A 21,275-nucleotide genomic window follows, 5' to 3' on the forward strand; every position below is an offset into this window, starting at 1 on the left:
GAGACTATGACGACCCCGATTGGGCCTTCGGCGTATCCGCAGATGCCCCTCAACGAGAGTCCGGTGGCTGGTGCTCCGCCTTCGGCGTACCCGCAGATGCCCCTCAACGAGAGTCCGGTGGCTGGTGCTCCGCCTTCGGCGTACCCGCAGATGCCCCTCAACGAGAGTCCGGTGGCTGGTGCTCCGCCTTCGGCGTACCCGCAGATGCCCCTCAACGAGAGTCCGGTGGCTGGTGCTCCGCCTTCGGCGTACCCGCAGATGCCCCTCAACGAGAGCACTCGGGGTGATATCGCTGAGGCAGAGCTCGTCCGCAGGGCACAGCGCGAGAACCAGCGCGGCATGCGCATGGCGCGGGCCTTGGACAACGCGGCCGCTCCCCCCGAGGCGGGCCCCCGCGATCTGGCCGGCATCGATGCCGCGATGAACACCGCGCAGAACAACGAGGCCTGGTACTGGAGCCACCCCGACTGGCATGCCATCCGCGACATCCGCCAGCAGGTCAACGACGTACTCGCGCGCCTCAACGAGCAAGCAGAGATCACACCCCAGGCAGCGATTAACGCGGCTAAGATCACCACCTTGGCTGCGAGCCTCATCGCCCGCCACGCGGCCAAGGTCAGCGCCCACCTCGACGCAGGGGGGCGGCGCGACACACCGGGCGGGCAGGCCATGCGCACCCTGACGCGTGTCGCCGAAGACCACGCGGCCCGCGCCTCCGGTCTCGATTCCGTGCAGGCCCTGGACACCCCGCGTCTGCTCATCGCCCATGTCTTCAAGCTCAACAAGGAGTTGCGGCGGGCCGAGCCGGACGACCCCGAGCTGGACCTGGGCGTGGACGGCCCGGACGACCCGGCATTGGAGAGCGCGCTGTCCACCGGTGCGGCTGCCGATCCGGAACTGGCCGAAGCCTCCCAGCTGATGACCGCCCTGAGCGAGCTGGCCGGCCGTGCCCGCCGTGGCGGACACCGTCTCGCCCTCGACGTGCGCCTGCACGGCATGGTGGAGACCGCCCAGCTCCGCGGTTTTGAAATGATCTCCGGGATCGCGCAGGCCGTGATGCGGCGCTACGACAACCAGGGCCGGGGCACCGACGGCCGCCGCAACATCGCTGCCATGATCTTCCACTACGCCGAGCAGCGCCTGGAACGCATGCGCGGAACGCTCGGCGCAGAGGAACAGCGCGACTTCGGCCACTACGAGACCGACCCTCCCGAGCGGTACATGGACGCGCTCTTCGAGGAGTCACGCACCGTCGGCCAGGAACTGCGCGCCAAGAACATCACGCCCCAGGAACGCACAGACCTGCAGATCCGCTTCCTCCTGGCCCAGAAGGAGATCGCCGCCGCCGGAGCCGATGGCGTCCAGGAGTGGGGCACTCAGGCTACGTTCCCGCCCAATGAATTCGTCGCCGGGATGCGCGCCGACAATCCGGTGGAAACCCGCCTCGCCCTCGTCGACGCGCTGCGCCGACGGGTGGAGAACAACCCCTTCCACCGTGACGCGCAGTTCCTCAACAAGGTCGCCGACCGGTTCGCTCAGGAGATCGCCGGGCCGCCCGAGCTCACCGCCCAGGCCCTGGAGGCCGAACTCAGCGCCGAGCAGGTCCGCGCGGTGGCCGCGCACGTGGTCGAGCAGGGCACGGTCGCCTCACCGCTCGTGCTGAGCGAGACGGACGAGCTGAACCTCACCCACGCGCAGGCGGAGCGGGCCCTGGCCGTGCTTCAGACCCTCAGCGTGGTCGGCCCGCCCAACGGCCTCAAGCCGCGCGAAACCCTCACCGTCTCCCGCAAGGAGCTGCCCGCCCAACTGGAGTTGCTCGAGCAGCGCCTGCCGAACCTGCTCGAAATACAGAAGGGCGCCGCAGCCGTGGCGGCATCCTCGGCTCCCCCGGCCCCGGTGGCGGAGCCGGAAGCCGCCCCCACGGCCGAAGCCTCCGCCCCCGCCGAGCCCGAGCCGACGCAGGCACCGGCCGCACCCGCGCCGCCCGCCCCCGCCGTCCCGGCCCCGGCGGCCGATGCGCCGGAGCTTCCGCGCCGGGACCGCTCCGCCGACCGCCGCCACCCGGGCAACCTGGGCACCCGCCCGACACCCGCTGCTGAGGCCCCAACCGATCAGGACCTCGCCCAGCTGTTTGAAGGCCAGGAGGACCGGGTCAAGGAAGTGAGCCAAAAGCTGATCGCCGGCACGGAAGCCCGGGCCGCCCATCCGGCACCCGCCGAGAACGCGCCCGCCAAGACCACCAACGTGGACGAGGCACAGCACAACGCCCAGCAGAACCAGCAGACCGTCGGCGGCGGCGTGCGCTGACCACCACCCACACATCCCCACGCGAAAGGACGCGCCCAATGGAAGACGCACGGCTCGAGGAGTTCCAGCGGAAGACGAGGCTGCGCGAGCAGGAAGAAGAAGGTCGCCGCACGAGGAAGGTCGCCGCAGACCTTCGGCTGCAGCAGCAAGAACGCCAAGCCCACGACGAAGCGCGCCTGGCCGAGATGCCTCCCGCGGAGGAGCAGCACTACGCGCAGCTGCCTCGGCACTCCTACACCGGCATCCGCTGACCGAGGGCGGTCGGGCCGGTGCCGTGCGGCCCAGGCCCTGCCGCCCTCGGTCCGTGTACGTCCGATCAGGCGCGGCCTTGCGCCCCCACCCAGCGGGCGATGCCCTCGTAGGCATCCAGAAGCCGCGCGTCGTGCGGGCCGAGCTGCTCGGCCAGCTCCTTGACGAGCTCGTCGTAGAGCGCGATCGCCGCGCGGGGGTTGCCGTGCTTCCCCATCAGGTCAGCCAGCGCCATCCACTGATCGATGACATCCGGGTGACTGGTGGACTCGTGCTGCGACAGCAGATCCACTCCAATAAGCAGCTGCGCGAGGTCATCCGGTACGAACACGACCGCGTTGGCGACCTGAACCGGCCCGTGGCCGACCTCCTGGCCCCGGATCACACCCGCCGCCTGGACGAGGCCTTCCAGATGGCCGGCTGAACTCCCGCGTGTCCAGGCCGCGCCTGAAACGCCGGTGAGGCCCGACCAGACGTCTGGTCGGGCCTCACCGGCGTTTCAGGGGACGCGCCGGCCGCTACTTGATGGAGCGGGCCTGCTGCAGGACCTCATTTAGCTTCTGCGTGAGCTGGTTGGCGATGATCGCTGCCTCACCCAGGAGTTTGTCGGCCGCTTGGTTCTGATCGCTGTTGGGATGGCGGGAGGTCGACCGATAGGCCGTGGCCGTCTGGAGGATCACCGGCCCGGCGTGGCCGGCGATTTTCTGCAGGAGCTCCACCGACTCGGTCACCTGGCGAGGGTCCTCGTACACCGCTTTACCCGTGGAGACCTCCTTCTCGAGATCGCGCATGGCCTCGTGGGCATAGCGGGCGCGGTAGGTCGGAACGACTCGTGCCACGGCGGAGCATCCTTTCTTCGGAAAGCCCCAGTGTCGGGCCTGGGCCCATGGAAGCGGGGCGATTCCGGCCACCTCACAACGAGCAGGGGGTGGTGTCTCCAGGAACTCCTGGAGACACCACCCCCTGCGCAGGCGGACGGCGGACTACGGCCGGGGCCGGTTGCTCCTCTGGCTGTAGATGGTCAGCTGTTTTCGCCGGGCAGTTTTGGCCCCACTTGAACGAGTTGTTCTGGCCCCACTTTTGACCCATCCGGGTGAAGGGCTCCGACGCGTCGCGGAAGGAACGGATCTTTCTGGCCCCACCCTTGCCGAGTCTCAGCGGGGCCCATGATGGTTCCGCTGTCAGCAGACCGGCTGGATTTCAGACGGTGGCCCGCAAGGATGACTGCATGCGGAAGAACATGGCGGTGCGTCGACTCGACCTCGGGTACTTCATCCGGCCTGCCTCAGAAGTGGGCGGCCCGCAACCACGAGTCGAACCCGTTCTTGCTTACCTGGTGCAACACGACAACGGGCTGCTCCTCTTCGATACCGGCATCGGGGACGCAGACCCCGAAACCGAAGCGCACTATCGGCCGCGCCGCCGTGCGCTGCAGGACGCCCTCTCGGCATCCGGAGTCACCCTCGCCGACGTTTCCATGATCGTGAACTGCCACCTGCACTTCGACCACATCGGCGGGAACCCGCTCTTGGGCGGCAAGCCCATCCTGGTGCAGGACGTCGAACTGGCCACCGCACGCCGGGGCAACTACACAGTCGACGAGCTGATCGACTTCCCCGGTGCAACCTACGAGGAAGTCGCCGGCGAGATCGAGGTCTGGCCCGGCATCTGGATCATTCCGACGCCTGGTCACACCCAAGGGCACCAGTCGCTGGCCCTCCGGCAAAGCGACGGCACAGTAGTACTCGCCGGTCAGGCATACGACCTCGCTTCTCACTTCGCATCTGAGCAATTGGCCCGCCACGCGACACTTCGCGGCGAGGAACAGCCGCTTCCTCCCTATCGGCACTGGCTGGATCGACTCGCCGACTTCGACCCACGACGTGTGTTCTTCGCCCATGACTGCTCGGTCTGGGAACCGTCACAGACTGGAGGAGCGGAAACCCGACTTTCTGCCACGTAGGACGACCCTCGATCGGGTGACGTTTCCTGGCTGTCCTGAGGTGGAGCCGAATGGTGTCCGTTGGTCGGGGTTGGTGGCGGTAGCGTGTGATTCACGACGCCCGCCCGGCCGCTTCCCCTGACAGGAACGCGAAAGGGCGGGCGCCGTGTTGTGGCGCCCGCCCGCTTGTGGTGAAGGTGAGATCAGGCGGCGGTGGCCGCCTTGCGCTTGGCAGTGGTACTGGCGAGGCGGAAGGACTGGGTGCCGGTCTCGATGATGTGGGCCTCGAAGGTGAGCCGATCGACGATGGCCTGGCAGAGCCGCTTGTCGGTGAAGGTCTGGTCCCACTCGGTGAACGGCCGGTTCGACGCGACGGCGATCGCATGTCGTTCCTCGCGCTCGGTGAAGATCTGGAACAGCAGTTCCGCCCCGTGGCGGTCCAGCTTGACGTAGCCGAGCTCGTCCAGGCAGAGCAGGTCGACCCGCCCGTATTTCTTGATCGTGCGGCCCAGTTGTTTGTCGCTGGCGGCCTCGGCCAGTTCGTTCACCAGGTTCGCCGCAGTGGTGTAGCGGACGCGGCCGCCGGCCTCCGCGATCGCGGTGCCCAGGCCGATCAGCAGGTGGGACTTGCCGGTGCCGGAGTCACCGATCAGGCATAGCGGGTTCCCGGCCTGCACCCAGGCGGGCTGCATGAGGGTGTTGATGACCTCCTGCGGGATGTTCGGGTTCTTCGAGAAGTCGAAGTCCTCGATCCGCTTCGGGCGGGGGAAGTTGGCTTCCTTGACCCGGCGGACCTTGCGGCGGGCGTCACGGTCCTCGCACTCGCTCTCCAGGAGGTCCGCCAGGAAGTCTGCGTAGGACGCCTGCTCGCGCAGGGCCTGGGCGGCGAACTCGTCCCAGCGTGCGCGGATCCCGGACAGGCCGAGGCTCCGGCAGGCTGCATCGATTGCCTCTGACGGGTTCGGCCCGCGCTGGCCGGGCAGGCCGAAGGAGCCCCACCGCCCCGTGGTCGCAGGGGTGGGGGTGGTGCTCTGCGTCATGCTGAGCCTTTCGGTTGGATAGAGAGCAACTGGCCGTAGGCGGCCAGCGATGGTTCGGGCCGGGAGTCCGGGGGCAGGGCAGGACGCCTCTGAGGCAGCGTGATGACCTGGGCCGATTCGGGTTTCGGTTCCGTCGGCTCCGCCGTGTCGGGCTCGGCTGTGACCGTGGTGGCGGTGGCTTGCGGGGCGATCACGACCGGTGGTGGACCACCCGCTGCGGCGAGGGCCTTGCGGGCCTCGATGGCAACCAGGTCCGGCGAGACGGAACCGGCCTCCAGGACCGCTTTCATGCCGGCGACGACCGCCTCGTCGGGCAGCCGCCGGTGCAGAAGCAGGACCTCGATCAGGGCTCGTGTGCCCTCGGAGCGTCCCCGGGACTCGCGGCCGGCTGCCCAGAACGCGTCGTGGGTCTCGGTGAACTTCCCGCTCTCGCGGGCCGCGGCGAGGCCGGTGGAGTGCTCCAGGGCGCCGGGCTTGTGCCGCAGGATCTCCAGGTAGTGGTCCAGCAGATCGCGGAAGCCGTAGCGGCCCGCGAGCCGGGGATGGCGGACCACCAGCTCGTTGCGCTCGAAGACCCAGACCTCGTCCGCCCGCAGCGAGACGCGGACGTTGGTGCCGATGAAGCGGGCCGGGACGGAGTACTTGTTCTGCCGGACGGTGATCCGGGAGGTCTTGTCGACCTTGGGCGTCAGCGTCAGCCCGATGTCGAACTCCTCGAACGGCAGAGGGGCCAGCAGCGGAGCCTCGTAGTCGAAGTCGAAGCCCACCGAGGTGGGCCGGTTGTCGATGTGCCGGACGTCCTCGGCGAGCTCAATCTGCTCGATCTTCTCGTTCAGCTCCGCGAGCGTGTCGACCTCGGGGACAGGGACCAGGTGCGAACGACGGAAGCGTCCGCCCTCGTGCTCGACCCCGCCCTTCTCATGGGCGCCCTCGATGCCGGGGCGGCAGTAGAAGGCGTCGAAGCCGTAGTGCGAGCGGAAGGCCACCCACCTCTGTGACTCCACCCGCGAGCGGCCGAAGCAGACCTGCGAGACCGCGGGCTTGAGGTTGTCGTAACGGATGTGCCGGGTCGGGATGCCGCCCAGGATCCGGAAGGCGTCCACGTGCCCCTGCATGAAGGCTTCCTGGCCGGACGTGGAGAACACCCGGTGGACCGCCTTGCCCGAATACGACAGTCGCAGCGTGAACAACTGGCAGGCCATCGGTTTGCCGTCGACCCTCACCCAGACCTCGGCGAAGTCGACCTCCGCCTCCTCGCCGGGCCGGTGGAACTGCGGGACCATGCCCTCGGTCAGCATCCGGGACCGCTCGGCCTCTTCGCGGATCTGCGGCCGGCGCACCCGCAGGTAGTCGTTGAGCGTTGTGTAGGCGACCGGGAATCCGTACTCGTCCCGCAGCCGTTCCATGATCCGCTTGTTGGTGTGCCGCTGCTTCGGCGGTGCGGTCAGATCTGCCCGCAGCATCTCGTCGATCCAGCCTTTGCCCTGCTCCAGAACCGACCGGCGCACTTCGATCGCTTTCCGCGCAGGGGGCAACGCGCTGTCGAACGCCTGGCGCACGACCCGGCGGTGCACTCCGTAACGCTTCGCCAGCCCTCGGACCGAGGTGCCTTCCAGCCTGCGGTCACGACGAATCAACTCGAACAACTCAACACGCTGCAAAACCCGGCCTCCTGACACGGCCAGCCGACAACCCGCACAGCGTGATCCCGGCCGCGATCCCGGGTCAATCCGGCATTACTCCAAAAGAGTGCATCCGACCCCAAGGGCTCTTGGGTGGGGCCAAAACAATCCGTTCCTCACCCCGGTCCAGCCGAGCCCGTTCTCCCGGGGCCAAAAGAGGCCGTCCTAGACAGTCAGCAGACGAAGGACCGACACGATCAGAACGAGAAACGCGATGGCGCCGAGCAGGCCCAACTCCTGGTACAGGAAGTAGAAGCCCAGCGCCAGCGGCGACAGGGCCAGCGCCACCAGGGCGATCATGCCGAGCAGCATCGGCGCCAGCTTGACGATCAGCTGGAGCACCTCCCGCATCACCTCCCATACGTAGCCGATCTTGCTGTTCGGCTTCCCGCAGCCCGGCCGGCTCTCCGGCAGGTCCTCATCCGGCATATCCGGCCTCCTCACGGTCCGTCCGGCGAGTGGCGCGCCCTCGCCGACTGGCCGGGACGGGCGCGCGGGCGGTCGTGGTGCCGAGCGACGCGACCCGTGAGGGCCCGCACTCCTGCAGGCCCTGGGGAGGGGGCCGTGGAGCGCACCTTCATCGGCAGTTCCTTCCGGTCAGCGGCCCATCCACGTGGAGGGGCCTCGAGTGTGTTCACGGGAGTTCCTTGATGGCTTGCTCGATCGCCACCCGCCTATAGGCGGTGATCTTGCGCCGCGGGTCGGACACCGAGGGGACGCGATCGGTCGTGAGCCCGATCCCGTGCTCCTTGAGGCGCCGTGCGATCTCCTTGCCCTGCTCCCGGCGCCGGGCGCTGGCGTCGGCCATGTGGTCCCAGCGGGCCCACGCCTTCTCGTCCTCCTCCCGCAGCCGGGCGACGACGTCCTCGACCGGGACGTAGCCGAGGTAGGCCGAGTCCGTGGCCTCCATGGCGTACTGGATGGAGGCGAGGATCGACGGGAGCGGCCTCTCGTCCGGGTCCGTGCTGCACAGGGCGAGCAGCGCGGCAAGGTCGAGCCCGGCCTCGGCGCAGTCCGCGGCGATGCTCGGCAGCCCGGCCTCGGCCCGCTCCTCACCGAGCCGCGAGGCGGTGTCGACGGTGACCTCCCGGAACTTGTAGCGCACGGGCCGGTCCGGCAGCTGGGGCAGGCCCTTGGCGTAGATGACGCCGGCGTCGCGCAGGTCGCTGGGGGACACCGCGGGGGTCAGCCGGTCTGCCCGGTAGCCCTCGGCCAGCGCGCCCGCGCCGAGCAGCGCGGTCACGTCGTCGCCGCGGCAGGCACCGAGGAGACGCGCGGCGACCTTCGGGCCGATGGGAGCACCGAGGTAGTCGGAGGTTCCGAACTGCGAGCCGGCGTAGACCCAGATGGCCTCCTTGCGGCCGACCAGCAGGAGCTCGATCAGCAGCTTCTTGGCCTCGTCGGACAGCTTGGGCCATTCGTCGACGAACAGGCACACGGCCGGGTGTTCGCGGCTGGGCTTCCAGGTGTTGCCCATCCGGTACTTGTGACGCATCCGGGCGCGGGACTTGGCCAGGTTCAGGAAGAACCGGAGCACGGCGATGATCTGCTCGTCGCTGTGCGCGCTCGCGGTGATCGCGTTGCCCAGGTCGGCGACGCCGGAACCGTAGGGGTCGATGTTGAAGGTCACCGCGTCGTAGCAGGCGGTGGTGACCTCCGCCATGGCCAGCATGATCCCGGACTTGGCGGCCCCGGAGTCACCCACCATGAGGAGCATGAGCCCGGCGAGCGAGTAGGCGAGCGGCGAGGTGTCCATCACCAGACCGAAGTCGGCGACGTCGTTGATCGACCTCGACAGCGGCGGCCGGTAGGGGAGTTCGCCGAGCGTCGCGAACGGGTTGCGCTGCACGAGGCGGACGGTGCAGGTGTCGCCCGGGTCTTCCCACGGCTCGACCTGGACGCCGCTGCTGCGTGGCAGGCGCAGCCGAGTGATCAGGCCCTTGTGGGTGTTGTTCGCGCTGATGTCGTCCGGGGAGCCGGACTTGACCCGCACGGTCAGCTGCCAGCCCCAGGGGAAGTGTTCGCCGTCACCGACCCAGCAGACGTCGACGCCCTCGGCGCGCAGCGCACGCCATAGGCAGTCGGCTGCCGCCTGGGGGGTGATGGCCAGCGCGATCGGGTACGGAGGGGCGTCCGCTGCAGGCGCGGTCCCCTCCAGAGGGCGCCCGCCGGGCACCGGCCCCGCGGCGGCCGGTGCCGGGGCCGCGCTGCCGGGGACCATAGCGGCGACCTCACCGGCGGAGACCGTGGCATCCGCCGCGGCCGGCGTGTCCTCCGGGCCGCCGGGTGCGGGGTCCCACCCGGGAGCGACCGGCAGCGTCGCCGCGATCTCTGCCTCACCGTCCTCTTCGTCCGCGCCAGCGTCCGGCTCGGTGCCGGCGGCGGCCTCGAGCACCGCGGTGACTTCGTCGTCCGGATCGAAACTCAACGCAGGGGTCTTCACGGTCCACGTCCAGGGCCATCGACCCATCGCCCAGACCCAGGCGGTGCCAGCCAGGGAGATGAACACCGAGACCCCGACGGCTGCCGCCGGCGCCTGCCAGGTCAGTACACCGGCCACGCCCGCGGCGATCAGGGTGTGGGTCCGGCGGGACTGGGCGCGTTCACGGCGGACCGCACGCACCCGGTGCTCAGAGGGGATCCGGGGGGTGAACTCCTGGTCGGCGAGTTCATCGAGGGTGCCCTGGATCCGGTCGGCCGCTTTCCACGTCTGTAGGGTCTGCTGCTCGGCGGAGCGGGCCGTGTTCAGCTGCTCCTTGGCAGCGGTCGTGCGGACCTTGATCCGCTCGTTGAAGTCCTTGTGCTGCCGGTTGAGGAGCACTGCCAGGAGCTGCTCGTCCGGCAGGTCTTCGGCGCTCCACCAGCGGCCGAGGTGCTGGCGTGCGACGTGGCCGAGGCCGTCCCGCCACACCTGAAGTCCGGTGGAGCGTGCTGTCTCCGTGGCGTGGCCGGCGTCCTGGTCCTCGCCGCTGTCGACCGTCGGCTCGACGGGGTCTGCGGTGGTGTCCGTGGAGGGCTCGGGAGCGTGCGCGGACGGGGTGGCGTCGCTGCCGGAGTCGGAGTGTTTGGTGAGATCCACAGCCACGGTCGGCCTTTCGCAGAGCAGGAAGCGGGGGAGGGGCGAGTGATACGTCTGATGGTGTTTCCGCAGGTCAGAGACAGGGATGGTGATCCGCCGGTGATCCGCCGGGACCGATCGGCCGGCCGATCAGGGACCGATCGGCCGGCCGATCAGGGGCGGATCACCGGCGGATCAGATCCGGATCAGTGGCGGGCTATCCGGCGAGTCCTCCCAGGACCTGGCCGAAGCTGTTTCCGGTCGTGGAGATGGCACCCGACAGCGTGCCGAAGATGCCGCCGGCAGCGCCGAGGCAGACACCGACGAGCGCTCCGACGAAGAACCAGTTCTTGCCGTCCTTCTGGTCGGAGGCCCAGGCCGCGGCGTTCCACGCAACGATCACCGCGCCGGTCAGGAAGGACCCGACGCTGCCCTTCTCCCCGCTGTTGACCTTCGGCGAGGCCGGGGCACCACCGGTAGGTACGCCTCCACCCGTGCCGGAGAGGATGCCGCCGCCGGTGCTGGCCGCCCAGCCGGCGGTGGCCCCGATGGTGCCGAGGATGCCGCCCCCGAGACCCAGGAGAATTCCGGCGCAAACACCCCAAAGGAACGACCCGCGTCCGGACGTCTTCCCGCCCTTCCACAGGCGGATCACGTAGACCAGGATCAGGACGCCGACCACGGTCGCCCCGGCACCGAATCCGGCAGCTCCCGCTTCTCCTGCAGCAAGGGTATTCACGCGATATGTCCATTCATGAGGTAGAGGACGTACGCGCCGACCGGCCCGTACATGACTGAGCCGCAGACCATCGCCGACGTGACGATGCGCAGCGTGAATCCCGGCTTGCGCCGGGCCTTGAGGTGACGGGCGAACCGCAGCACCACAAAGCAGGTGGGGGCGAGCGCGGCCACGGCCGCCCAGCCCAGTGACCAGCCGGAACTGACCTGCAACGACTGGGGAATCGATGCGTACATGGCGGCCAAGGAGTATCCGCCGACCACATCCCCGACGCCCGGCAAAGTGGGCGGCAGGGGGATGAGTGCGACACCGAGCGGGATGCCGTACCGGCGGATACGCATCCAGCGCAGCCGCTTTCCGTTCTCCACCGCGTCGTCACTGGGCTCGTACGGGCGGGCGAACCGACCACGCAGCTCCCGCAGTTCGGCCGCCACCGGAGCGAACGCCTCGCGCACCTGCGCGGTGACCGATCCCTGCCCGCTGTCCTCGTCGGCCGGCTCCTTCACGATCGGCCCGGGAATCACAGGAGTCTCTTCGCGCTCGCCGCGGCTGTGCTCCCGTCCCGGCTCGTCCTCAACAGGAGCCGGTTCGCGGCTCTGACCAGCTGTTTCGTCGTCCTCCTGGGGGGTGAGGGACGTCGGGGAAGCCCACGGGTTGTTCGGGTCCTTCCCCTTCGTCCACCAGTCGTCGCCTCGCCCCGCACGCACCGGCCGGAGCGACTCAGTCGAGGCGGCCGGCCGCGTCTGCGCGGGAACGTACGGCGCCTTGGACGGAAGAGGCGGAGCCCCCTCGGGAATGCCCGTGCCATCTGGCACGACGGGCGCGGCTGCCGGTACTTCGACGGGCAGCGGCACGTGGAACGGGTCGGACTTCTCGTCTGCGGTGGTCACGAATCCTCCCTCCTCGGAGGCTCCGGTGATCCGCTCTCCCTGAAGGGCGAAGTGGATCAGCATGCGGATGAACTCTTCGTTGTGGTCGGCGTCTTCGCAGGTCAGCGGCCCTGCCGGGCGGGCAGCCTGGGGCCTTCCCGAGCCGGGCGGGACGCCCAGCCCCAGGTGCGCCGCGCTGGGATGGTCCTGGCGGACCGGCTCAGTCATCGGCCGCGGCCTCGGCTTTCCGTGCCGCTTCCTTGAGGGCCTTGGTCATCCAGCCCGGCGAGCGGCCGAGGCCCTCCACGAAGGCCTTCTGCGTCAGGCTCGGGTTCGCCTTCTTGGCGGCGAACCAGTCGGCCGCCGCCTTGGCCCGCTCCGCCTCCTCCGGGCTCGGGGCGCCGACGGCGGCGTGAACCGAGCTCGGCGCCGGCGCCTTCGCGGCGTGCAGGCGACGGGTGCGTCGTGAATTCACGGCACCGGCGTTCACGCCGTCCTCGCCGTCGTTCACGCTCTCCTCTTTACGATCGTCGGGGTGCTCGTTCACGGCCTTGTCCGGTGCCGATTTCACGGTGTCGGGGGCGTCGTTCACGCCGTCCGATTCACGGTCGGACGAGCGGTTCACGGGCACCTGCACCGGCGGCTTCACGCTCCAGTCCGGCCGATTCACGGTCTCGGCTTCACGCGTGAATTCACGGGGCTTCACGATCGGCGTGAACCCGTTCACGGTGCCCGTGAGCAGCGGGTTCACGGAGTTCACGCGGTTCACGGCGATGCCGTTCACGGTGGCCGTGAACTGCTTCATGCGTGAATCGGCCTCGCTCGCCGACCGGTTCACGGGCGGCCGTGAACCGCCCTGCCGTGAACCGTTCACGAGGGCGTCGGCCGGCGCGTGAATAGGCGGGTTCACGCTTGGGCCGACGTCCGGATTCACGGTGCCCGGTTCACGCTCGGCCGCTGCATGCACGTTTGCCCGCCGCTGCGTTGGCCCTTTCCCGTCGCGGGGGTTCACGCCACCGGCGGCGCCCGCGTTCACGGGCTGCGGAGGAACGTTCATGCTCTCGCCGGTGGGGACCTCCGGCAGGTCGTCCCCGGCGGAGGTGATCGCGAGCGCGTCGGCGACGTGGGTCTCCAGCGCGTTCCCCTCCGGCGTCTGCGGAGATGCCGACACGAGGTCGCGGCCCGCACTGAGCGGGACGCCATAGCGGGCGAGTTGCAGCGGCAGCCGAGCCTCGACCGGAGCCTTGCGGCGCCAGGCGCGACCGAACCGGCTCCGCAGGCGGGCCTGGTAGACGAGGCGCTCCTGCTCGAGCTTGATGACCGTGTCGTAGGAACGCAGCTCCCACAACTTCATCCGCCGCCACAACTTGAACGTGGGAAGCGGCGACAGCAGCCACCGGATCAGCCGGACCGGCTCCATGTGACGGCCGGCGGTGATGTTCGCCAGCTGCCCGACCGTGTGCCGGGCGGCCTCGACCGTCACCACGAACAAGATCGGGATCACCGCGTGCATGCCGACCCCCAGAGGGTCGGGCCAGGCCGCGGCACCGTTGAACGAGATCGTTGCGCCAGTCAGCAGCCAAGCAGTCTGCCGCAGCATGGGAAACGGCATCCGAAGCCAGGTCAGCAACAGATCCAGCGCGAGCAGGACAAGGATCCCCGCGTCGACTCCGAGCGGGAACACGTGGGCAAATGTGCCGAAGCCCTTGCGGATCGCAAGGTCCCGGACCGCGGCGTACGAGCCGACGAACCCGATTCCGGCGATCACCACCGCGCCGCCGACCACGACACCGACGATCACGCGCTGCGCCTTGTTGAGCGGCTGTCGGCCCGGCTCGTCGGCCGCGGCCTCCGAGAATGTCGTAGGGGGAGTGCTGGAGGTGGTGGTCACCGAACTTCTCCTGTGCGAGGCGGCTCCGAGGGGCGGAGACGCGGGGGTAACGGGGTTCTGCCGTCCCCCGCGAGTTGCTGAAGGGCCATCACCGGCGCTCTAGCCGCCCGTGGGGTCACCGCCCGCGCCCTGGCGGCGGCGGTCGGAGCAGGCGAAGCGCCGTGATCACGAGGGATCAGGCGCCCCCGCCCGGCGCATCTGCTTGAAGGCGGTCGCCCGGTCGGCGGATCCGCGGTTGTAGTCCTGCCGGCACCGGTCGACCGTGGCGGGTTCGGCCAGGATCTGGTTCTCGCGAGGCTGCGGAGCCTGGGGCGTGCTCTGCGTCACCGCGTACCTCCGGCTGCCGCCATGGCGGTGATGTGAACGGTGGAGGTCCCGCAGTGGCCGCGGGCTTCCAGGTACTCGCCGGCGTCATGCAGGCCCGGCGCGTTGATCGCCCTGACCAGGGAGTCGATCAGCGGGTTGGGCAGCGGGCGCCCGACGTGGACGGCCACGTCGGCCTCCAGCGGCGCCACATCGCTGATCATGTTGAAGAGGCTGGCGACCAGGTCGTCGTCGGTGAGTCCACCGTCCTCGGGCCGAGCAGGCGGCGTGGCGGCCGGGACCGTGACGGTCAGCAGGCCGGTCAGGGCTCCGCGCATCTCCATTACTTCCAGGACGAGTTCGTCCGCCGACATGCTCTTCAGATCGAGCTTGATCACGCGGCGCAGCACGTCGCGCGCAGCCTCGGCCGCCCTCACCCGGCGCTCGGTCGGACTCAGGTTGCCGAGTCGACTGCGGGCCATTCCCACGAATTCGACCAGGCTCGAGTGCACGGGCTCGAAGGGAGCGGGCGCGGACATCAGCACGCCCCCTTGGCGGCCGCCGTCTTGGCAGCCAGGGCCAGGTTGGACAGGTACGCCCCCGCGACCTCGGCGGCGCGGGCACGCGTAGCGGTGTCCACCGCGGCGGCGATCGTCTTGGAGTGTGCGGAGCTCGTCGCTCCGACCTGGCCGGCGGCGCGAGCGGGGCGATCACTAATCTGGGACACAGTTCGGACTCCTCGCTGAGTGAGGTGTTCGGATGAGGCCCTGGCGGGAGTGGCGACTCCCCAGAGGGGCCGAGGGCGGCCCTGGCCGGGAGATAACTCCTGGCCGGGGCCGTTGTGTTGGCCAGACGGCCAAGGCCGCGGCACACGCAGGGTGTGCCGGGCCTTGGTTGCCTGGACTGTCAATCGCGCCCGCTCGGGTGGCCGTTCGGCGATGCCGATGGGTAGCCCGCGGGCGCTCAGTCCTGTGTCCGCTGTGCAGTTCTCAAGGAGCGGGCTTGCATCGCGCGAGCCCGGCAGTGCGCCGAATTGAGCTGCTTAGACCCGAAGAATGCGGTCGCAGATACCCAAACCTGTCAAGACAGGTTGTGGCGCCGATCACGAAGGTAGGCGATCACCTGGCAGCCCGTCAATACCTGTCTTGACAGGTTGAGTTGATGGGGCGCGCAACAGCGCCGCAGGAGGGGCAATCCTCTATGGGTGCCGGTGTACGGCTCGATGCGACTCTTGCTAACCTGTCGCGACAGGTTGCTAAGGTGCGGCCATGAGTACAAAACGCCCGCCGAATGCGCAGGAGAAGGCGACGGTCGACGATGTCGTCATCCTGCTGCGCAAGCGCATCCAAAAAGGGGACTTCCGTAAGCCGGACGGATCTCCAGACAAGCTCCCCGCAGCGCAGAGTCTCGGTGCCGAGTACGGGCTGAGCCGGCAGTCGATGGTGCGCGTCCTGGAGAAACTCAGGGCCGAGGGCATCGTGCGGACGCGGAAAGGCTCAGGAGCCTGGGTGCACGACTGGAAGCCGTTGGTCTTCTTCCCGCAATCGGAGTTCCACGAGAAGGCGCCCAACGTCGACGTCTACACGTCCCTGCTCGACGCCGCGCACCGCAAGGGCGACGCGCGTATGGACGAGATCACGCGCGAGCCGGCAGAGGAACTGGTGCGCAGCCGCCTCTGCCTGCGGGACGGCGAGTTCGTCGCCGTCCGGCGCAGGACCAACATGGTGGACGGGGCTGCGGCTCACACCGACGACTCGTACGTTGCGCTCCGGATCGTCGAGGGAAGCGACTGGATGCTCGAGGACAACGTCGACCGCGGCACGAACCGAGTCCTTGCCGAGCTGGGACACGAGATCGTCCGCTCCATAGACGAGATCCACCCCCACACGACGACCGCGGGGGAGAACGTGCGTCTAGGCCTTGGTGAGGGCAACTCGGTGCCTGCCATCAAGATCGTCAGCACCAACTACGACGCGGACGACATGCCTGTGCAGGTCACCCTCTTCACGTTGCCGGCCCACCGCAACATCACGGTGTACGAGCGGTTCCGCAGTACGGGGCGAGGCGGCGAGTGATCGTTGCCCGGGCCGAGACGGCCGACATCCCCCGACTCATCCAGTTCCGCGTGGATGCGGCGAACTGGCTGCGTGACCAGGGCAGTGACCAGTGGTCCACGCCCTACCCGCCCGAGCTCCTCACCGAGAGCGTGTTGGCCGGCGAGGCCTTCCTCTTCCGGCCGTCGCCCAGTGCGCCGCCCGTGGCTACGGTCACCCTCGACCAGAGGGCGGAACCTGCCCTGTGGACTGAGGACGAGATACGCGAACCATCCTTCTACGTACATAAGTTGACCTTGGCTCGACCGGGCGGCGGGGACCGCCTGGGGGCCAGAATTCTGGACTGGTGCGGAGACCAGGCCGCTCGCAGTGGGATGAAGTGGCTGCGGCTCGACGCCTGGACGACCAACCCTCGCCTGCACGGTTACTACGAGCGCCTCGGCTTCACCCACGTGCGCACCGTGAACGGCCCGGCCGCCTACGGATCCGGATGGGTAGCCCAACGCCCCGCCGAACCGTGCGAGCACCCCTTCACACCGACGGGAGCGTGACACTGCGGGGCTCAGGAACCTTCCTGCGCCCCGCCTCGTCGGCGTACAGTCCCGCACCTCCTGAAAGGGCGGCACCCGCGGGTCGGTGAGAGGAATCGTCGGACCGACCATCCAGCGCGACAGTTCACCGGCATTGTGGAGCCCGTAGACGAACGCGACGCCCGGAGGACGCGCGCCGGCTGAGGCGAGCGCGCTGAGCAGCCCGACGACCAACTCGCCACCGCGCGCAGCCGCACAGGTCGCTACGTGAACCCAGGACGGGTTGGGCCCGGAGACACGGACGACGATCCGCGCTGGCTGCCCCAGCACCGCCTCGGTGGGTTGACGCTCGTCATGGGCAGGTGGGCCCCAGAGATCGACGGCGACAACGTGATCGGCTCGAACTAGCCGATCGTCAGCGACTCGAAGCAGGCCATTGTGGACATACGCGACCCTTCTGTTCCTTGATCGGGAGCGGGACCGTACGGCTGCGCGTCTGTGGACAGAGGCTGGTCGCGGGCAGACCGTGGCCGGTGGCCATCTCGGCGCCCGAGTGGTCGACGCAGGCCCACATAGCGGAAGGTCAGGTGTTGCGGAACCACCAGAGAGCAGCGGTGACGACCGCAGCCCCGACGGCCTGGGCGGCGCCCTTGAGGAGGCCAGCGGTGACCAGGCGGAAGTACCTGCGAGTCGGCTTCCGCCGACGAGCCCGGGTCGCTCGGGCACTCGGGGGCGTCGGGATAGGGTCAAGCGTCATGGAGTGCCTCGTCTCTCTTCCGGACAGGTGATCGCGCTCCGCGCGAGGGGCCCGGATCGGCTGAGGCCGGCCAGACCATCCAGCGACCGGGCCCTTCGCGCCTTGCCCTTCGAGGTGGCATCCCGATGGGCTTCAACTGCGCGATATGCCGCCCGGGTTCGAGGCGAACCGATGTAATTTCAAACGGTGCACCAGCCCTGGACGCAGATCACGGAGCCCCGGACGATCGACGACCTGGTCGCCGACGCCACCTCGGCCAGCTACGAGGCCAACGCGCGGCTCATCCACTCGTGGATCCCCAAGGGCCTGTTGGACCGCCCGCAGCGCCGGCCGAAGGGACGCCGCGGATCCGACAAGGCCATCCACTCAAGATCCCAGCTGCTGCTCGACAAGCGGCGTCAGCAGCCGAGCCTCCGTCCCAGTGGGCACCGCACCCCGCGTCCGCGACCTCCTGCACGAGTTCGCACCGGCGGGGGAAGCGACCGAGGTCGCCTGGAACCCGGAGTTCCTGCGCGAGTCGTTCGCCATCGAGGACACCCTTCGCCCCGACCGGCTCGTCCTCGGATTCGAGAATGAACACTCCTGGGCCGAAGCGGTACTGCGGCAGTGCTTCGACAAGATCATCGGGGCGGGGACACCCACGATCGTCACCGACTGGGCGACGGCCGAGCTCGCCAAGGCGTCCGCGAACGCCTTCCTCGCCACGAAGATCTCCTTCATCAACGCGATCGCCGAGGTCTGCGAAGCCTCCGGCGCCGACGTCGGCCAGCTCGCCGACATCCTCGGCCACGATGCACGCATCGGCCGCCGCGGCATGCGCCCCGGCCTCGGCTTCGGCGGCGGCTGCCTGCCCAAGGACATTGCGGCTTCATGGCCCGCGCCGGCGAGCTCGGCGTCGACCAGGCCCTGACGATCCTCCGTGAGGTCGACGCCATCAACAGCCGGCGCCGCGAGCCATTGGCGACCTCGCCCGCGAACAGCTCGGCGGCAACCTCATGGGCAAGCAGATCACCGTCTGGGGCGCGGCTTTCAAGCCGAACACCGACGACATCCGCGACTCGCCCGCCCTCGCCGTCGCCCAGAAGCTCCACGAACTCGGCGCCGAAGTCACCGTCACCGATCCGCAGGCCCTGGACAACGCCCGCAAGGCACACCCCGAACTCGACTATGCCGACGACCCGATCGCCGCCGTCCAGGACGCCGACCTGCTGCTGCACCTGACCGAGTGGCCGCAGTTCTCCCACATCGACCCGCACCGCCTCGCCACCCGCGCCGGGACCCCGAGGGTCATCGACGGCCGCGGCACCCTCAACGCCGACACCTGGCGCGACGCCGGATGGGCTGTCCGCGCCCTCGGCCGCCCCTGAGCCGGAGCTTTGTCGCCCGGCCCGCGACGCCTCCGCAGGCCGCCGACGGCGTCCTGACGATTACGGAAGGGATGGCACATTGGTGGACTCAACTAACCTACCGATCCCAGGAGATCAGCTGATGAACGCCACTCTCACCGCCGACGCCCAGGGAGCCGAAGAAGCCGAGGGACGTACCGGCGGCTGCCTATGCGGCCGCATCCGCTTCACCGCCCGGGGTCCGGCCGTCTTCCCTCACACCTGTGCCTGTGGGCACTGCCAGAAACTCGGTGGCACCCCTGTGATGTGGTGGGTGGGATTCGAGACGATCACCTGGACCGGAGAGAGCGAGCCGACCTGGTACGAGACCTTCGAAGGCGAGGCGAAACGCGGCTTCTGCCCGACCTGTGGCAGCCGTGTCGCGGCGATCGACAGCACCATCCCGGAGATCGGCATCAACGTCACCGCCCTCGACGACACGAGCGGCGCAGACCTTGTGCCCATCCACGCGTCCTTCAAGGACAACGCGGTGCACTGGCTGCCCCCAGTGCCGGAGACCGAGCACAGTGCGGCTGGCTGACCGCGCGTCCACTGGCCGGCGACTTCACCCCCCACTGCGGCAGCCTCGCGGCGATCGATAGCGACGTCCCGGAACTCGGCATTGTCGTAACGGCTCTAGACGACACCAACGGAGCTGACCTCGATCCAGTCAATCAGAGCTTCCGCGACAACGCCGTGCAGTGGCTGCCCCAGGTGCCGGACATCCAGAGCAGCCCCGTCGGCTGAAGCGCTCGAGACTGGGACGGCTTGGGGAAGAGGGCAGTTCTTCCGCCCTGACTCGCAGAGCCCGGGCGGAACAAGCAGCATCGGCTAGTCGCCGCCGATAGACTCACAGTGACCTTTGCCGTCTATGTGACGGCGGCCAGCTACTTCAACCGGGGCGCCCTCGACGGCCCTTAGATTGAGGCGTTCATGCAGGACGACCGACCCGTGGTCGGCGTGATCGACTACCGCACCGGAAACAGCCAGAGCGTGGTCCACGCGCTGAACTTCCTCGGTGTGCCGAACCGTCTGCTCACCTCGCCATCGGAACTGGACGGCATCGACCGGATCATCCTTCCTGGTGTCGGATCAGCCGGGACCACGATGACCTACCTGTCCGAAGCCGGATGGCCCGAGGCACTTCACGCCCGGGTTATCGAAGGCCGCACCCCGTTCCTGGGCATCTGCGTGGGCCTACAGGTCCTCTTCGAGACCAGCGAGGAACAGGACGCGACATGCCTGGGCTGGCTGCCCGGGACCGTACGGGCCTTTGACGGCGCCGACGTGCGAGTGCCGCAGATGGGGTGGAACCAGGTGCACCGCACCTCGGCCCATCCCTTCCTGGCCGGTCTGCCGGAAGCGGGCCACTTCTACTTCGTGAACAGCTACTACGCTGACCCCGCGGACGCCGGGGACATCGCGGCGACCACGGAGTACGGTCTGCCGTTCACCTCTGCCGTCGCGCGCGGCAACATCATGGCCACGCAGTTCCACACCGAGAAGTCCGGCCCGCTGGGGCTGGACCTCCTCGAGCGGTTCGCCAAGACCCCGCAGGAGGAACTGTGCCCGGCCTGACCATCACGACGGGGCTGACCACCCGGCTGATCGCCTGCTTCGACATCATCGACGGCAGGGTCACCAAGGCCCGCCGATTCGAGGACAACATCGACGTAGGCGACGCCGCCGAGGTCGCCGCGTCGGTGTACGCGGACGGCATCGACGAGATCATCTTCTACGACATCCTCGCCAGCGCTCAGCGCCGCCAGGCGGACCTCGCCACGATCCGCAAGGTCGCCGAGACCGTGTTCGTGCCGCTGACGGTGGGTGGCGGGATCCGGTCGCTGGAGGACATGCACGCCGTGCTGGCCGCCGGCGCGGAGAAGATCAGTCTGGACTCGATGGCGGTGCGCAATCCCTCGATCATCACCGAGGGGTCGGCCGAGTTCGGCCGCCAGTGCATCGTGCAGTCCATGCAGGTCAAGCGCGTCCCGGTCACGGCCGAGATTCCCAGCGGGTACGAGGTGTTCATCGACGGTGCCCGGCAGGCCACCGGCATGGACGCCATCGTGTGGGCGCGCCGGGGCGAGGAGCTGGGCGCGGGGGAGATCTGCGTCAACTCCATCGACCAGGACGGCACGCACGAGGGCTACGACCTGGAGATCACCCGCAGGATCGCCGAGGCGGTCAACCTGCCGGTGATCGCCTCCGGCGGCGCCGGTTCAGCCGAGCACGCGGCGGCGGCGTTCACCGAAGCGGGCGCGTCGGCGGCGATCGTCAGCTCGCTGCTGTACTCGCCGCGTATGGAGCGCACCGTCCCGGTCGGGGAGATCAAGGCCGAGCTCGCCAAGCGGTACGGGCTCCCGGTCCGCCTGACCTGACCACGCTCCCTCCCGGAAACGAAGCCGGGCCCGGTCGCACAATGCGGCCGGGCCCAGCTTCGTTTCCGGCGCCGCACGGCCGTCCCGG

At 69.0% G+C, this 21,275-nt stretch carries 20 protein-coding genes and 1 pseudogene; 9 read left to right on the forward strand and 12 right to left on the reverse strand.

What is annotated here, in order from left to right; all coding sequences use genetic code 11:
- The first annotated feature begins 225 nt into the window (after window positions 1-225).
- Both OG883_RS43095 and OG883_RS43100 read left to right on the forward strand, forming a co-directional pair.
- A complete protein-coding gene (locus tag OG883_RS43095) occupies window positions 226-2,307 on the forward strand; it encodes a hypothetical protein (protein ID WP_266553726.1) in 2,082 nt (693 codons plus the stop codon).
- Between the two features lie 38 nt (window positions 2,308-2,345).
- The gene (locus tag OG883_RS43100) at window positions 2,346-2,558 is read left to right on the forward strand and encodes a hypothetical protein (protein WP_266553727.1); all 213 of its coding nucleotides are present in this window, start codon (window positions 2,346-2,348) and stop codon (window positions 2,556-2,558) included.
- Window positions 2,559-2,623: 65 nt separating this feature from the next.
- Here OG883_RS43100 and OG883_RS43105 read toward each other — a convergent pair whose 3' ends face one another.
- Window positions 2,624-2,941: a hypothetical protein gene (locus tag OG883_RS43105; RefSeq protein WP_266553729.1), complete on the reverse strand. Its 318-nt coding sequence runs from the start codon at window positions 2,939-2,941 to the stop codon at window positions 2,624-2,626.
- A gap of 133 nt (window positions 2,942-3,074) precedes the next feature.
- On the reverse strand, window positions 3,075-3,395 hold the full coding sequence (locus tag OG883_RS43110) for a hypothetical protein (RefSeq protein ID WP_266553731.1): 321 nt from the start codon (window positions 3,393-3,395) through the stop codon (window positions 3,075-3,077).
- 389 nt (window positions 3,396-3,784) lie between these two features.
- Here OG883_RS43110 and OG883_RS43115 point away from each other — a divergent pair, with 389 nt between their 5' ends.
- Window positions 3,785-4,519, forward strand: a complete 735-nt coding sequence (locus OG883_RS43115) for an N-acyl homoserine lactonase family protein (protein ID WP_266553733.1) — start codon at window positions 3,785-3,787, stop codon at window positions 4,517-4,519.
- Window positions 4,520-4,701: 182 nt separating this feature from the next.
- On the opposite strand, the gene istB is transcribed toward OG883_RS43115, so the two are convergent.
- From istB to OG883_RS43165, 10 genes are all read right to left on the reverse strand, one after another.
- Window positions 4,702-5,538 (reverse strand): IS21-like element helper ATPase IstB, encoded by an 837-nt coding sequence (gene istB / locus OG883_RS43120; RefSeq protein WP_266553735.1) that lies wholly within the window; start codon window positions 5,536-5,538, stop codon window positions 4,702-4,704.
- Entirely contained in the window at window positions 5,535-7,217 is a 1,683-nt protein-coding gene (gene istA / locus OG883_RS43125) for an IS21 family transposase (protein WP_266553737.1), read from the reverse strand. The genes istB and istA overlap by 4 nt, the downstream gene beginning before the upstream one ends.
- Window positions 7,218-7,385: 168 nt before the next feature.
- Window positions 7,386-7,649, reverse strand: a complete 264-nt coding sequence (locus tag OG883_RS43130) for a hypothetical protein (protein WP_266553739.1) — start codon at window positions 7,647-7,649, stop codon at window positions 7,386-7,388.
- A gap of 205 nt (window positions 7,650-7,854) precedes the next feature.
- Window positions 7,855-10,305, reverse strand: a complete 2,451-nt coding sequence (locus tag OG883_RS43135) for a hypothetical protein (RefSeq protein ID WP_266553741.1) — start codon at window positions 10,303-10,305, stop codon at window positions 7,855-7,857.
- A 190-nt stretch (window positions 10,306-10,495) separates the two neighbouring features.
- Entirely contained in the window at window positions 10,496-11,017 is a 522-nt protein-coding gene (locus OG883_RS43140) for a hypothetical protein (protein WP_266553743.1), read from the reverse strand.
- Complete coding sequence (locus OG883_RS43145; RefSeq protein WP_266553745.1) at window positions 11,014-12,114, reverse strand: hypothetical protein; 1,101 nt, start codon at window positions 12,112-12,114, stop codon at window positions 11,014-11,016. Before OG883_RS43145 ends, OG883_RS43140 begins: the two co-directional genes overlap by 4 nt.
- Window positions 12,107-13,672, reverse strand: a complete 1,566-nt coding sequence (locus OG883_RS43150; protein ID WP_266553747.1) for a DUF2637 domain-containing protein — start codon at window positions 13,670-13,672, stop codon at window positions 12,107-12,109. The genes OG883_RS43145 and OG883_RS43150 overlap by 8 nt, the downstream gene beginning before the upstream one ends.
- 270 nt (window positions 13,673-13,942) lie before the next feature.
- Window positions 13,943-14,104, reverse strand: coding sequence for a hypothetical protein (locus OG883_RS43155; protein WP_266553749.1), 162 nt, complete (start codon window positions 14,102-14,104; stop codon window positions 13,943-13,945).
- Window positions 14,101-14,619 carry a hypothetical protein gene (locus tag OG883_RS43160; protein WP_266553751.1) on the reverse strand — a complete coding sequence of 173 codons (519 nt, stop codon included), beginning with the start codon at window positions 14,617-14,619 and terminating at the stop codon, window positions 14,101-14,103. Before OG883_RS43160 ends, OG883_RS43155 begins: the two co-directional genes overlap by 4 nt.
- A complete protein-coding gene (locus OG883_RS43165; RefSeq protein WP_266553753.1) occupies window positions 14,619-14,807 on the reverse strand; it encodes a hypothetical protein in 189 nt (62 codons plus the stop codon). The genes OG883_RS43160 and OG883_RS43165 overlap by 1 nt, the downstream gene beginning before the upstream one ends.
- A gap of 541 nt (window positions 14,808-15,348) precedes the next feature.
- Between OG883_RS43165 and OG883_RS43170 the strand changes: the two genes are divergently transcribed.
- The 6 genes and pseudogenes from OG883_RS43170 (at window position 15,349) to hisF (ending at window position 21,187) form a co-directional block, all read left to right on the forward strand.
- A complete protein-coding gene (locus OG883_RS43170; RefSeq protein ID WP_266553755.1) occupies window positions 15,349-16,155 on the forward strand; it encodes a GntR family transcriptional regulator in 807 nt (268 codons plus the stop codon).
- Window positions 16,152-16,685, forward strand: a complete 534-nt coding sequence (locus OG883_RS43175; RefSeq protein ID WP_266553757.1) for a GNAT family N-acetyltransferase — start codon at window positions 16,152-16,154, stop codon at window positions 16,683-16,685. The genes OG883_RS43170 and OG883_RS43175 overlap by 4 nt, the downstream gene beginning before the upstream one ends.
- A 1,142-nt stretch (window positions 16,686-17,827) precedes the next feature.
- Window positions 17,828-18,788, forward strand: a pseudogene (locus tag OG883_RS43180) (UDP-glucose/GDP-mannose dehydrogenase family protein); the annotation flags it as partial.
- 121 nt (window positions 18,789-18,909) lie between these two features.
- On the forward strand, window positions 18,910-19,347 hold the full coding sequence (locus tag OG883_RS43185; RefSeq protein WP_266553759.1) for a GFA family protein: 438 nt from the start codon (window positions 18,910-18,912) through the stop codon (window positions 19,345-19,347).
- Between the two features lie 392 nt (window positions 19,348-19,739).
- Complete coding sequence (gene hisH / locus OG883_RS43190; protein ID WP_266553761.1) at window positions 19,740-20,384, forward strand: imidazole glycerol phosphate synthase subunit HisH; 645 nt, start codon at window positions 19,740-19,742, stop codon at window positions 20,382-20,384.
- The gene (gene hisF, locus OG883_RS43195; protein WP_266553763.1) at window positions 20,372-21,187 is read left to right on the forward strand and encodes an imidazole glycerol phosphate synthase subunit HisF; all 816 of its coding nucleotides are present in this window, start codon (window positions 20,372-20,374) and stop codon (window positions 21,185-21,187) included. Before hisH ends, hisF begins: the two co-directional genes overlap by 13 nt.
- Window positions 21,188-21,275 lie beyond the last annotated feature (88 nt).

It is taken from the genome of Streptomyces sp. NBC_01142 (assembly GCF_026341125.1).
In the GTDB taxonomy this organism is placed as follows: Bacteria; Actinomycetota; Actinomycetes; order Streptomycetales; family Streptomycetaceae; genus Streptomyces.

What these genes read in the sequence shown, in the direction of transcription:
- OG883_RS43100 (WP_266553727.1), top strand. Translation starts at nt 2,346, where the DNA reads ATGGAAGACGCACGGCTCGAGGAGTTCCAGCGGAAGACGAGGCTGCGC.
- OG883_RS43115 (WP_266553733.1), top strand. Translation starts at nt 3,785, where the DNA reads ATGCGGAAGAACATGGCGGTGCGTCGACTCGACCTCGGGTACTTCATC.
- istB (WP_266553735.1), bottom strand. Translation starts at nt 5,538, where the DNA reads ATGACGCAGAGCACCACCCCCACCCCTGCGACCACGGGGCGGTGGGGC.
- OG883_RS43130 (WP_266553739.1), bottom strand. Translation starts at nt 7,649, where the DNA reads ATGCCGGATGAGGACCTGCCGGAGAGCCGGCCGGGCTGCGGGAAGCCG.
- OG883_RS43145 (WP_266553745.1), bottom strand. Translation starts at nt 12,114, where the DNA reads ATGACTGAGCCGGTCCGCCAGGACCATCCCAGCGCGGCGCACCTGGGG.
- OG883_RS43160 (WP_266553751.1), bottom strand. Translation starts at nt 14,619, where the DNA reads ATGTCCGCGCCCGCTCCCTTCGAGCCCGTGCACTCGAGCCTGGTCGAA.
- OG883_RS43170 (WP_266553755.1), top strand. Translation starts at nt 15,349, where the DNA reads ATGAGTACAAAACGCCCGCCGAATGCGCAGGAGAAGGCGACGGTCGAC.
- OG883_RS43185 (WP_266553759.1), top strand. Translation starts at nt 18,910, where the DNA reads ATGAACGCCACTCTCACCGCCGACGCCCAGGGAGCCGAAGAAGCCGAG.
- hisH (WP_266553761.1), top strand. Translation starts at nt 19,740, where the DNA reads ATGCAGGACGACCGACCCGTGGTCGGCGTGATCGACTACCGCACCGGA.